10 protein-coding genes are annotated in these 12,573 nt (G+C 71.0%); 6 read left to right on the top strand and 4 right to left on the bottom strand.

Annotation, left to right across the window (positions count from 1 at the left end; all coding sequences use genetic code 11):
• Window positions 1–54: 54 nt before the first annotated feature.
• The 3 genes from ABZ783_RS23280 to ABZ783_RS23270 all read right to left on the bottom strand — a co-directional run bounded on the left by ABZ783_RS23280 (window position 55) and on the right by ABZ783_RS23270 (window position 5,215).
• On the bottom strand, window positions 55–1,803 hold the full coding sequence (locus ABZ783_RS23280) for a hypothetical protein (protein ID WP_357441664.1): 1,749 nt from the start codon (window positions 1,801–1,803) through the stop codon (window positions 55–57).
• 263 nt (window positions 1,804–2,066) lie between these two features.
• A complete protein-coding gene (locus tag ABZ783_RS23275) occupies window positions 2,067–4,031 on the bottom strand; it encodes a multicopper oxidase family protein (RefSeq protein WP_357441662.1) in 1,965 nt (654 codons plus the stop codon).
• 86 nt (window positions 4,032–4,117) lie between these two features.
• Window positions 4,118–5,215, bottom strand: coding sequence for a low temperature requirement protein A (locus ABZ783_RS23270; RefSeq protein ID WP_357441837.1), 1,098 nt, complete (start codon window positions 5,213–5,215; stop codon window positions 4,118–4,120).
• On the opposite strand from ABZ783_RS23270, the gene ABZ783_RS23265 reads away from it, so the two are divergent.
• The gene (locus ABZ783_RS23265) at window positions 5,180–5,452 is read left to right on the top strand and encodes a hypothetical protein (RefSeq protein WP_357441846.1); all 273 of its coding nucleotides are present in this window, start codon (window positions 5,180–5,182) and stop codon (window positions 5,450–5,452) included. The two genes, ABZ783_RS23270 and ABZ783_RS23265, sit on opposite strands and share 36 nt — an antisense overlap.
• Before the next feature lie 13 nt (window positions 5,453–5,465).
• Here the strand turns inward: ABZ783_RS23265 and ABZ783_RS23260 are convergent, their stop codons facing one another.
• The gene (locus ABZ783_RS23260; RefSeq protein WP_357441660.1) at window positions 5,466–6,797 is read right to left on the bottom strand and encodes a low temperature requirement protein A; all 1,332 of its coding nucleotides are present in this window, start codon (window positions 6,795–6,797) and stop codon (window positions 5,466–5,468) included.
• A 495-nt stretch (window positions 6,798–7,292) separates the two neighbouring features.
• On the opposite strand from ABZ783_RS23260, the gene ABZ783_RS23255 reads away from it, so the two are divergent.
• The 5 genes from ABZ783_RS23255 (at window position 7,293) to ABZ783_RS23235 (ending at window position 12,141) form a co-directional block, all read left to right on the top strand.
• Window positions 7,293–9,488, top strand: a complete 2,196-nt coding sequence (locus ABZ783_RS23255) for a BTAD domain-containing putative transcriptional regulator (protein WP_357441658.1) — start codon at window positions 7,293–7,295, stop codon at window positions 9,486–9,488.
• Window positions 9,489–9,620: 132 nt separating this feature from the next.
• Window positions 9,621–10,160, top strand: coding sequence for a hypothetical protein (locus ABZ783_RS23250; RefSeq protein ID WP_357441656.1), 540 nt, complete (start codon window positions 9,621–9,623; stop codon window positions 10,158–10,160).
• 203 nt (window positions 10,161–10,363) lie between these two features.
• On the top strand, window positions 10,364–10,711 hold the full coding sequence (locus ABZ783_RS23245) for a hypothetical protein (RefSeq protein ID WP_357441654.1): 348 nt from the start codon (window positions 10,364–10,366) through the stop codon (window positions 10,709–10,711).
• A gap of 17 nt (window positions 10,712–10,728) precedes the next feature.
• Window positions 10,729–11,394, top strand: coding sequence for a hypothetical protein (locus ABZ783_RS23240; protein ID WP_357441653.1), 666 nt, complete (start codon window positions 10,729–10,731; stop codon window positions 11,392–11,394).
• 93 nt (window positions 11,395–11,487) lie between these two features.
• Window positions 11,488–12,141, top strand: a complete 654-nt coding sequence (locus ABZ783_RS23235) for a hypothetical protein (protein ID WP_357441651.1) — start codon at window positions 11,488–11,490, stop codon at window positions 12,139–12,141.
• Window positions 12,142–12,573: the final 432 nt, after the last annotated feature.

Here is a 12,573-nt window from a genome sequence, read left to right as displayed (position 1 = left end):
GAGGAAGAGGCATCGGGCGGGCGGCCGCCATGGCCGCCCGCCCGATGGTGCCGGTCAGCAGCCGGGTAGGCGGAAGCTGGCGATGCGGGTCTGCCAGCCGTTGCCGTTGGGCGCCTGGGCGGCCCCGGCCTGGGTGTAGTACTCGTTCACGTACCAGAAGGTGCAGTCGTCGACCGGGTCGACGTTCATCGAGCTGTAGTCGCCCCAGCGTGAGTTGAGGCTGGTCTGCGCGGCCGTGCCGTTGACGACGGTGGCCTCGCCCAGGGTGAGCTCGCCGCGCCGGTCACCGGCGAGGCGGCCGGTGTACCGGATGCCGGGGTAGACATCGGTGCCGTTGACCACGCTGTAGCCGAGGGCGATGTTGCCCTTGCGGTCCTGCGCGATGCTGCCCATCCAGCGGTTGACGGTGTCGTTGGGGGCGAAGGTACCTTCCTGGTGGATGGTGTAGGTGCCGCGCTTGTCACGGCGCAGCTCCCACCAGCGGACGCCGGCCTGCCCGGGCAGCGCCTCCACCGACTGGTTGGTGACCATGGACTCGTACGAGCCGAACGTCCGGTAGGCCAGCCGCCAGGTGGGCCGTTGCCGGTACGAGAGCACGTCGAGGTACTGGTCGCGGTTGGTGATGCCGGGTTGGGGCAGGCAGTCGCGGGCGGTCGGCTGGCAGGGGAAGACCGAGTCGAACCCGGCGGTCGGCAGCTGGGTCTTGAGCCCGATCGAGGCGGTGGGGGCCGCGTTCCAGGTGACGCTGAACTCCCAGACGTTGACGGCGTCGAAGGTGGCGCCGTAGCCGGCACCGTCGTCCTGGGTGCCGACGATCGGTGCGGGCGAGCCGGCCGGGGGCGGCTTGGGTCCGTCCGCGTCGGCGGGGAGCAGGCCGTCGCCGATGAGGTTCAACGGCACTCGGCCCTCCTGGAGCAGGTAGCTCACCGCCCGGGCGTCCGGGTCGCCGGCGATCATCCGGTCCCGTTCGAGGCCGTAGACGCCGATGCCGTAGACGGACGGGTCGACGGTGCCGAACTCGCGGGTGGTGATCAGGTAGGAGTCACCCCAGATCCCGTACTTCGGGTAGTCGGGGAAGTTGTAGCCGGTGTTGAAGGCGTACCGGTAGTAGGAGCCGGTCGGGTCGCCGGTGGTGGAGATGGCGACGCAGTTGTAGAAGAGGTTGGCCGGCTCGTTCGGGTAGTCCGAGCCGCGGGTGGTGAACTGGGTGAGGATCCAGCGGTCGGCCCGCTGGTCGTAGAGCACGACCGGGTCGCCGGAGTGCTCGGTGCACTCGTCGACCGCGAAGCCGGCCCACAGGTCCCCGAGCGCGAGGGGACCGAGCAGCAGCCGGCCCGTCTTGGCGTAGACCCCGAAGACCAGGTTGACCATCTCGACGTAGTGGTTCGGGCCGACGTCGCCGATCGGGTCGGGCGGGTTGACCCGGCCGCCCAGCACGTTGAAGTTGTCCTGGTTGCTGAGGCCCTCGAAGTTCGCGGTGGTGCCGCCGATCGTGCGGGGCGGCTTCTTGGCCTGGACCGCCTGGTCGGGGGTGTGGCCGCGGTCGCTCAGCCGCGGGCCGCGTTCCTCGGGCAACTGCGGCGGCGTGGGCGCCACCGAGCGCCGGGCGGTGCGGGCGACGTCGCGCAGCGGCGCGGTGACGTCGAAGGCGGCGGGCTTGCTGAAGGACGCCTTGCCGACCGCGGGCGCCGGGTCCGGTTGCGCCTGGGCGGTGTGGGTGGGCGTGAGCAGGCTGGCCAGGAGTACGCCGACTCCCAGGGCCGCGAGGCGCCGGATCCGTCGTCGTTGACTTCCGTCGATCACGTGGTCCTCCCGTTGATCCACTCTGGTAGATCTTTTGGGAAACCCTATGGGGTGATCGTCGCCAGTCTGTAGCGTGAACCGCGTCTGGAGCTTGGTGCGGGAAGTGACATTCCGCCGATGACCCAACGTGATCGGCGCGCCCGGCATGCCGACAGTGCGTGATCGGCAGGGCAGCTGGCGGGACGCCGGGCGGCGCTGCCGGTGACGGTCCGCCGTGGCGCCAGCGTGGAGATTCCGGGCCCGGGTCAGGCCTCCCAGCAGGCCTACTCCGGATGGTTGGCGGTGCCGTGCCCGGTCTGGAAGGGCGTGGTGATGCCCGAATAGCCCAGGTGCAGGATCATGCCGTTGGCGGCGTGTTCGAGGTTGTGGCAGTGGTCCATCCAGATCCCGGGGTTGTCCGCCCGGAACGCCACCCGGTAGGTCTCGCCTGGCCCGACGTCGAGGGTGTCGACCCACCACGGGCTCCCGCTCGTGGGCCTGCCGTCCCGGCTCAGCACCAGCATGTGCTGCCCGTGCAGGTGCATCGGATGGTGCTGGCCGCTGCGGTTGACGTAGGTGACCTCGACCAGGTCACCGGGGGAGACCATGAGCATCGGCACGTCCGGGAACGACCGGTTGTTGAACGTGTACCGCACCGCCGGGCGGCCGTCGTAGAAGCCGAGCCGCTCGTCGACGCGTAGCGTGAAGCGCCGGTCGATGTGGCTGGCCGCTCCGAACGGGGTGGCGGCGGGCGTGCCGTAGCGGGCGGGGTCCAGCAGCGCCGGTGCCGGACCCGGATGGCCGGGGCCTGCGTGCCCGTCGGGGCTGTAGACGATCGCCGGGCCGTCTGCGCGGAGGACAACCGGCCGGTCGGGCATCGTGAACGCCAGGTCGTAGCGGGCCCCACCGCCGACCAGGATCCGCACGCCCTTGAGCAGATTCGGTTCGTGCACATCGGTGCCGTCGATCGCGACGACCCGTACCGGGGCGCCGGTCAGGGTGAAGGTGGCGGGGTTGCCGTCGGTGTTGACCAGCCGGAGCCGCACCTGCTGGCCGGCCGGCGCCTGTCGCCGCTGCACGCCGGTGGTCACGCCGAGGGTCGCGACGCCGTCCTCGTCGACCCAGGTGTGCCGCAGCACCGTCTCATCGACGTCACCGCTCTGCTCGGGCGCGTTCGCGGGCAGGACCACGAGCGCCCCGAACAGGCCCCGACGAACCTGGACGGAGGACATCTCGTGGGAGTGGTACCAGTAGGTGCCGACCTGCGTGGCCCGGAACCGATACACGAACCGGCCGCCTGGCGGGACCGCGTCCTGGGTCACCCCCGCCACGCCGTCCATCGCGTTGGGCACGTCCACGCCGTGCCAGTGCAGGGTCACTCCCACGCCGGGCAGCCGGTTGACCAGCGTCACCTCCACCAGGTCCCCCTGCCGGACCCGCAGCTGCGGGCCAGGCGTGACGCCGTTGAACGTCCATGCCTCCACCTGCTGCCCCGAATCCAGTCGAATCCTGGCGGGCTGCGCGGTCAAGGTGAACCGGCGTGCCGGCACGCCGTCGGTGTCGGTGCCGGTCAACGTGGTCACACTGACACCACCGTGGTGGCGATGACCGACCATGCCGCCGCCGCCGATGTCGGCGGGGCCGCCGGTCATGCTGTTGCTCGCCGGCAGCCGGCTGGCCGTGGACATCGCCGCGAGCACCGCGGCGGCCACCGCGGCGCCGAGAGCGCCCTTCGCCGCCGTACGCCACCACCGGCCGGCCGACCGCCGACTCCATCGGGTCCGCCGCCACACCGATCCCACCGCGGCAGCGCCGAGGACACCGACACCGGTCACCGCAGCGGCGCCCGTGCCGGCCAACTGCGCCGCGCTGGCCACCAGCACCGCACCTACCGCGACCGCCGCCGCCCAGTAGTCGCCGAGCCACCTGGCTGCCCGCCACTCGCCACCGGGCGACCCCGGCATCGGGCGTACCCACACCGCGTGAACCGTCGCGACCACCGCCAGCGTCGGGGCGACGAAGACCAACCTCGGCCCCGCGAAGTCCCACCCGTTCGGCAGCAGGAGCAGAGCCGCAACCACCCGCAGCGCAGCCCCGCCGAGCAGCAGCCCAGACAGCAGCCGCCACATCCGCGAACCGTTGGTGCCTGCCGAGGCCGGGGGACGCATCACGACCCAGCCCGCGGCCACGGCGATGGGCACAGCCAGCAGCGCGATCACCATGTCGGTGTAATGCACCCAGAGGAACACCGGTCACCCCTGCTCAACGTCGATGATCTACCCGCCGCCACCGGACCATACCGGCGACGTCAACGGGAGCGTCTCGCTTGGCCGGCCTAGTGTGCCGGGGAGGGGGCTTCGGGGGGACGGCCGGCGGCGTGATGGGCGTCGGCGAGGGCGACGGCGAGCAGTATGAGTCCGGCAACGACCGGAGAGGCTAGCGGCGGGGCGAAGTACAGGGGGATGGCGCCGACTGCCAGGGCGGCGATGGCGACGACGCGGCGGATGGAGAGCCGGTTGTACACGATGCGTTCCAGACGGATACGACCGTAGAGGAACAGCGCCGGGCCGCCGAGGCTGGCGATGAGCCACGCGGGTTCAGGCGTGCCTCCCGGATGTTTCAGCACGGCCTCGAAGCCGACGGCGGTGGCGACGATGCCCAGCACCATGAGGACGTGGGCAGTGCCGGTGGCGCGGCCGGCGGCGTCCCTGTCCCCTGCGGCGGCGAGGGCATCGGCAAGGATCTGCCCGGAGCGGTAGAAATAGATGCGCCACAGCAGCACTACTGACAGGAACGCCACCACCAGCAGCGTCGAGGTGGCCAGGCTGATCGGCTCGCTGGTGAACGTGGTGCCGACCGCGAGCACGGTTTCTCCGAGGGCGATCATCAGGAGTTGCTGGTAGCGCTCGGGCAGGTGGTGCTTGCTGTCCGTGGCCCAAGCACTGACCGGCGGTTCGGGCGTTCCCGGTGCCGGCCAGCGCAGCTGCGCGGCGACGATGTCCACGGTCACGCCGGCCCCCCACAGGGCGGCGCGGGCGCCGCCGCTGACGGCGGCGCCGGCGAAGAAGATCCCCGCCGAGACCGCGTGCCATGGCAGCGACCGGCGGTAGAGCTGTTGCAGGGGGTGTCCGCGCAGCGCGGGCATCAGGATGAGCGGCCGGCCCAACTGCAGGATCACGTACGGCAGTACGAACGCCAACCCGCGGCCGATGAACGCGGACGGCAGCGACGACGACATGACCAGTATCCCGAAGGCGCTGGCCAGCACGATCCACTGGATCTTGGGGCGGCGAGGGTCGAACCAGCTGGTGATATGCGCGGTCGTGATCCACAACCAGATCAGCGGCAGCGCCAGCACGAGCAGGTAGGCCATCGCCCGCCATCGGACGACAATGTCGTGGCTGACGAGGTCCCGCCCCACCCGGCTGACCACCCCGGCCAGGGCGAACACCAACACCAGGTCGACGAACAGTTCCAGAAAGTTGGCCTGCCGCACGTCCTCGCGACGCTGCAACAGCTCCTGACCCTCTCCACCGCCTTCCCGCAGTCCCACACCGCTCATCGTCGCCGGACACCACCCCGGCACACCGGCGGTTGGACGTCGTACACCCGGAGGGATGCGTCCGACAAGGCCACCCAGGCGGGTATCACCGTCCATCCGGTCAACTGAGGTGGTGGCGCGACTATGAGAAGCCCGTCCCGCCCGGGTCGGCCTCGCGGTTTTCGGGGGAGCCAGTCTCCGCTTCCGCGGAGAGTGCCTGTCGCAGTTGGCGCCGTAGCGGCCGGCTGACCACGACCTCCACCACGGCGGTGACCAGGCAGGCCACGGCCAGCCATCCCAGCGCCTGGAGGGCGGAGATTCGGGCGGTGACGGGCAGCAGCGAGAGGAGCGCGACTGCTGTGGCGAGCCGGGGCCAGACCAGGGCGCGGGCCCTGCGGCTCAGCCGCCACTGGAATGCCGCGTGGGCCGCCAGGAACAGCGCGACCCCGCCGTAGAGGGCGTAGCGGCCGAGTGTGTCGAGCGGGTCACCACGGTGGTAGGCGTTGATGTCTCCGATCAGTGACGGGGTGTGCTTGAGTCCGACGGAGAGCAGCATGATGCCGGCGATCATCGGTAGGTGCAGATAGGTGTAGCCGTCCCGGGCGAGGGCCACCCGGCGGACCGGTTGGGCCCCGCGTATGGCGTGTTCCCCGGTCAGCGTGGAGAGGTCGAAATAGATCCACTCCAGCGCGCCGGCGACGAGGACCGCGAACGCGGAGGCGATGAGCAGGCCCGGTGTGTTGGGCAGGTCGGTGCCCGCGATGCCGATGGCGACCAGGACCTCGCCGAGCGCCACGATGATGATCAGATTGTGCCGTTCCGCCCAGTGCCGGGCGGAAAAGATGGCCCGTGCGGGAATCGGTAGCGCCATGCCGAAGCCGTAGTCGACGGCCACGGCGACCCCCCAGAGCAGCACCTGGCCGAGCCTGACCCGCTCGGCAGGCAGGCCGGACGTGGGCAGCAGCACCGCGGTCAGCAACAGGCCGGTGGCGACGCTCAACGGTATGGTGAGCGCGGAAACGTCGCGCACGCGCAGCCCCGGCGTGGCGTACAGCCGCAGAGCCAGGTAGAACACGCGTACCAGGACGAAAAGGGTGACGAACAGAAGCCCGCTGTCGACTCCGCCTGGCAGGTCGTCGAACACCTCCCGGATGGTGACGGCCAGCAGGAACAGGACCGGCGTGGCGGTGAGGATCACCAGCCGCGACAGACCGTAGTTGGCCCTCACCCGGTTGCCCAGCCAGGCGAACAGCGACCACGACCACCACAGCAAGGTGAGCACCAGCAGCCCGTGGGCCACACCGAGCGCATTGTGCTCCGCGGTCATCAGGGTGGTGACCTGGATGAACGCGAAGACGAACACCACGTCGAAGAACAGTTCGGCGGTAGTGACGTTGGTCTTCTCGGTGACCGGACGTAAGCCCCGGCGTAGCCGCTCCACCAGCGCCCCCGCGGTCAAGCGCGGCCAGGACACGCGAGCGAGTCCGAGGACCGACAGGACAACTTCTTCGTCACCGCCACCAACGGGTGCCGGGTGGCTTCCCCGGGGCGGTGACTAGGGCAAACCCTACGCCGGCTGGCGGCGGCCCGACGTGGGCCTGACGAAGTCGCCGGACATCCGACTTGGCGGCAGCGACCAGGCCGACCGGGATCGGCCGGCCGGCCCGAGCGGCGGGAAGGAGGCCCGCACATCGCCATCGGCGAGGCGACGCTCCAGATTCGAGGTAGCACTGATCCGCGAACCGGGCGGAGCGGCCTAGGCTGCGAAAATCCGCCATATCTCCCCGGGTCCAAGGAGAAATGATGCGCTTTCGCATTGTTGTCGGGCTGGTCCTTGCCAGCCTCCTCGGTGTGCTTGTCGTGGCGTACCACGAGGCAGCGAGAACACTTGACGATGCGGGATACGGTCGGCAGTTGACGGTGCCGTCAACCCGGATCGGATGACGAGGACCAGTGACAGGTGACTCCGATGAAAGGCGTTGGCGCCAAGACCACCGACCCGGTTGGTCCTGACCGGCTTGAAGTTCTCGGTCTGGTCGAGGCGGCCGTACACGACGGGCGTTACGACGAGGCCCTGCGCCATCTCGCGGCCGTGCCGGCGGACGCGCCGTTGCCGGCGGCGGTGGCTTGGCGCCTCGGTGTGCTGCTGCACCATCGGGGGCGGTTCGACGCGGCCGAACGCTGCTACCAACGCGCGGCACTGGACGCTGCCGACCATGGGCCGTCCGCGCTGGCGGACCGCGCCCAGGTGCTCGCCGGCCTGGCCGCGACCCGCTGGGCGAGGGGCGACCAGGCGCAGACCCGGCAACTCGCCGAGGAGGCCGTCCGCGTCGCGGAGCAGAGCGGGGACGACTCGGCGGTTGCGGCGGCGTACGTGGCGCAGGCGCTGGTCGCGTTCAGCGACGGCAACCGGGCCGACAACGAGTACGCGTACGCCCGGGCGCTCGCGGCGGCCGAGCGGGCCGGCGACTTCGGCCAGCAACTCCGGATCCGGTGCAACGTCGGCTCACGCCTGGTGGAGGAGGGACGCTACCGGTCGGCCGTCGACGAACTCCGGGAGGCGGTCCGGCTCGGCGAGCTGCTCGGGCACCAGACGCTGCTCGCATTGGCGTTGCACAACCGGGCGGAGGCCTGGTTGGGGCTGGGCGAGTTGCGCCGGGCGCGCAGCGACGCGGACGAGGCCGTGGCCCGGTGGCAGCAGGCCGGGTCGCCGCTGGCGGCCTTCGGGTTGACGCTGGCCGCTCGGGTGCACCGGGTCCGTGGCGCTGCCCGCCAGGCGATGGTCGCCTACCAGGCGGCGCTGGCGATGGGAGAGCCGGACGGCAACGCCCAGGTGTTGGTCGAGGCGTGCGCGGGGCTCGCGCGGATCAGCTACGCGGACGATCCGGTGGCGGCCGAGCAGTACGCCGGGCGCGCCCTGGCCATGCCCAGCGCCGCCGGGCCCACCGTCGCCGAACTGGCCGCGGGCTGGGTCGCCCTCTGCTCCGGTGATTCGCAGGCCGCACTACGTTACGGCGAACAGGTCCGATCAGAGGCCGGCCGCCGTCGTGACGCCGCCGGACTGGCCGAGGCCATGGAGCTCGCCGCGCTCGCCGCCCACCGGGCCGGCCCCGAGGCGGCGTCCGGCCGGGGGGTCCGCCGCCTCCTCGCCAGCCTGGCCGAGGCAGCGACCATCTGGGCCGAACTGGGCAACGAGTTCGCCCTCGCCACCAACGCCCTACTGCAGGCACGTCTCTCCGGCGACCAGCTGGCGGAGGAGATGGCATACGAGCGGCTGAAGCAGATCGGCGTGCAGGACGGCGCCTGGCAGATCGCCGGCCCGTTGGCGTCGATCGGCCCGGCGCCCGTCCCCGCGGTCGAGGTGCAAACCCTGGGCCAGTTCACCGTACGGCTGGCCGGGGTGCCCGTGCCGGTGGGTAGCTGGCAGTCCCGCAAGGCGCGGGACCTGCTCAAGATGGTGATCGGGCAGCTCGGGAAGCCGGTCGCCCGGGAGGCCCTGGCCACCGCGCTGTGGCCGGAGGCCCGGACGGACGTGGCGCTGCGCCGCCTGTCCGTCCTGATCTCGACCGTCCGGGGCGTACTCGATCCGGACCGGCAGCATCCGGCTGACCGCTACCTCGCCACCGACCCGGCCACCGTCCGGATCAACCCGGCGCACGTCGCGGTGGACGCGCTGCGCTTCTATGAAGCGGCCCGCGCGGCCATCGCGGCGGACGGCGCGAGCACGACGAAGGCCCGGCCGAGCGGCAGCCCAGATCCGGCAGAGGCCGCGGGCACCGATGGCGATATCCGGCTGCTGAGCCGCCTCGAGGCGGTGGTGGCCCGGTACACCGGCGATCTCTGCGACGACGGCGAGGTCGTCGGAGACTGGGTGCAGCGTCCCCGTGCCGTCCTGGCCGACCTGCATCGCGAAGTGATCCACCGGCTGGCGAGGCGGTGCCGGCAACTGGGCCGCACCGAGGCGGCGATCGGCTGGTACCTGCGGCTCACCGTCGAGGACGGCTACGACGAGCCGGCCCACCTGGGGCTGATCGACGCGTTGTCGGCCGCCGGGCGGCACGGCGAGGCGAGCCGCCGCTACCAGGAGTACGTCGCGCGGATGCGGGAGATGGACGTCGAGCCGGTCGCCTTTCCGCTCCCCGAGCGGGTGCGCCCGTCCGCCTGAACAATTCCTGAACGACTCCCGAAGCCGGCCGATCAGACTGATCAAGTGGACGCCGCCGGCGTGTGCCGCGGGTCGTCCAGCGAGGTTGGACCTATGCGAGGCGGTCAGCTCGCTCTCGTCAGAGGGGGATCGATGACACGAATTCGGGGGAGTGTTGCCGCACTGGCGGTCGGGCTCCTGTTGGCGGGCTGCGGGCCCGACGACGCGGCACCCGCGGCGGGCGGTGCCGGCCCGGCTGGCAGCGCAGGTGCCAGCGCTGCGGCCGACGGCGGGCAGGCGACATCCGATGGCGGGGACGCGACAGGCCAGGGCAAGCCGGGTGGCGGCGACCGCTGGTGCGAGGCGGTGAAGGCCTTCACCGCCTCGATCGATCCGCTGTTCGCGCCGGGCGCCACCGACAGGAAAGCCGATGTGGCCAGCGCGCACGCCCGGGTGAAGGATCTGAAGGCAGCGGCGCCGGCCGAGATCAAGACCCAGGTCGCGGCGCTCAGCGAATTTTACGACGCGGTCATCGACACCACGGGCAAGAGCATGGCCCAAGACCCCGCGGCCTACGCGCGCCTCAACCCGACCATGGCGAAGGTCAAGACGGCGCTGCCGCCGGTGTCGGAGTACACGACGAAGCACTGCCCGGGGCTCGAGAAGTCGCTGGAACAGGTGGGCGTGTCGTGACCACGCGGGCGGGTACCGGCCGGCGGCTGCTCCTGGCGCCGGCCACCGTGCTGCTGCTCACGGCGACCGGGTGCGGACGATCGGAGGAGCCGCGGGCGGCGAGCGCCGGGGGTCAACCGTCAGCGACCACTGCCACGGCTCCCGGGGGAGACGCCGCATCGTCCGCACCGGCCGACAAGCCCGAACCGACGGCGTGCGACCTGGTGACCGATCAGGAGGCGGCCGCGCTGGCCCGGCTCAAGCTCGACCCGCACCAGGCCGGCCAACAGAGCTGCACCTGGACGGCACCGACCACCGGCCCGACCGGCCAGGTGGAGGTCTACGTGGGCGACGGCGCGAAGAAGATGCTCGACATCGAGCGCCAGCTGGGACACGAACTGGAGACGCTGCCCGGTATCGGTGACGAGGCGTACCTGGACACGCAGGCGAATGAGGTCTTCGTCCAGAAGACGGGCACATGGGTCGCGATCCGCCTAGTGCTGCTCAACGACCCGAAAGAGAACCACAAGCCGTTGCAGGACCTGATCCAGGTGGTGGCCGGTCGGCTGTGAGCGGGGCGAGAGCGAACATGCGTAGGCGTGCACGGATGGCGGCCGGGCTGGTCGTCATCCTGCTGACCGCCGGCTGCGGAAAGGTCGGCCTCGGCGGATCCGATCCGGCCGACGACCGGTACGGGTACGGCCCGAAGCCGGACAGGTCCGTGGTCTACCAGCCCGATGTGGTGCTCGTCGAGGGCGGCAGCAGGGTCATCCGGTCGGTGAGCAGGGACGGGTTCACCTACGTAATCGACGGCAGCGCCCGGGGTGCCAAGGACGTGGCGGTCGGTAAGATCATGTTCGCCACGAGCGAGGCGGTCGGCCGGGTGGTCAAGATCGAGCGGTCCGGCGGCGACAAGGCCGTCACCCTGGCCCCGGTGCGGCTGACCGATGTGGTGCGGGACGGCCACTTCACGTTCGACCAACCGCTCGACGCTGAGGCGCAGACCTTCGGCCCGCTGCCTGACCTGCTCGGCGAGGTCGTCGACGGAGGTCCGGCCGGGGCGGTCGTTCCGGACGCCGGGCAGGCGACCGGGCTGGGGGTGAACGCGATCGGCGCGGGCGATGTCCGGCTCGCCGTGCCGCCGATCGTCTTCGCCCCGGCGCCCGAGCCGGGTTCGCGCGGGCCAAGAGCATCAACCAGAAGGTCGGCGACTGGGACATCGAGGCTTACAGGGACAAGTCGAAGATGGGGCTGACCGCCTCGCACTCGACGGCCGTGCAGCGTCTCAAGGTCGACTTCGACATCCAACTGCTGCTCCGGAACCTCCGGGCGTGGGGGGGACATCCGGGTGACCAACGGCGTGATCCCCCACCCGCAGTTCCGGATCGACGGAGTCGAGGGGCTCGCCATCACCATCGCCGCCGGTGCCGAAGGCGGGTTGGCGGACAACAAGAAGGTCAGGATCGAGCTGCCCATCGAGGTGAAGCAGCCCATCATCATCGGCGGATTCCCGGCGACCCTCAAGCAGACGTTCAAGTTTCTCGTCAGCACCGGGTTCTCGGCGAAGAACGGCAACATCAAGGCCACCGGCAAGTGGGGCCTCGACGGACCCATCGGATACGTCCAATCGAGTGTCCTGACGCCGGCCTTCTCCGTGCAGGAGAGCATCGTGAAGTCCATCCGTGGCGTTTCGATCGGTGCCGAGGGCATCGTCGTGGCTGCGGAGTTCCGTTTCGGGTTCATGCTCGGCCTGCCGGTCGCGGGTGCCGGGCCGTTCGTCGGCATCGTGGCGTCGGTCGGGGTGACCAACGGATCGGCGGCCGGCCGGATCGGCTTGCCGCTGCCCGTCGGGCCGGGGGTGAAATGCCGGGGATCCACGCTCGTCCTGACCGTACGAGCCGGTGAGGGCATCAGCGTCTCTGGTCAGCAAAGTGATCCTGAGTCGGATGGAGTTTCCGGGATCGTTTCCCACCGTGGCGGGGATGCATGGGCGTGCAGGTGAAATCCCGCGCCCAGTGCTGCTCCGCGTGGCCGGTGACCGGTGGTGGGTGTGCTGATCGCGTTCACGCCCTGGTGCCGGTGGGCTGCGCGGGGCAGCCGGGTCCGGTCCGTTGGTGCGTGTCCCTCCGGACGCTTGCCCGCCAGGCCATGAGGTCTAGCGGGGAAGGGTGCCCTGCGTCGCCTGGGCGCGGGGCGTGTTGCCCTGTGCCGGGTAGGGCCGGTCTTCGACCGGTCCCCCCGACTGGTCCTGGTGATGACGGCTGTGGCTTCGACCTCGTCGACGACCGTGCGGATGACCATGTGCCCGCTGGTCTTGTCGATGACGGTCTTGCCCTGGTGGCGTGGGATGCCACCATCGCCGCTGGCGCCGATGACGCCTCCCGTCCCGCCCTCGCCGCCGCAGCCTGACCAGCCCCCGACGACCAGCGCGACC

Source organism: Micromonospora sp. NPDC047738 (assembly GCF_040642675.1).
Taxonomy (GTDB): Bacteria; Actinomycetota; Actinomycetes; order Mycobacteriales; family Micromonosporaceae; genus Micromonospora.
Note: the sequence above shows the minus strand (reverse complement) of the source record. Positions and strands in the feature narration are given on the sequence as shown.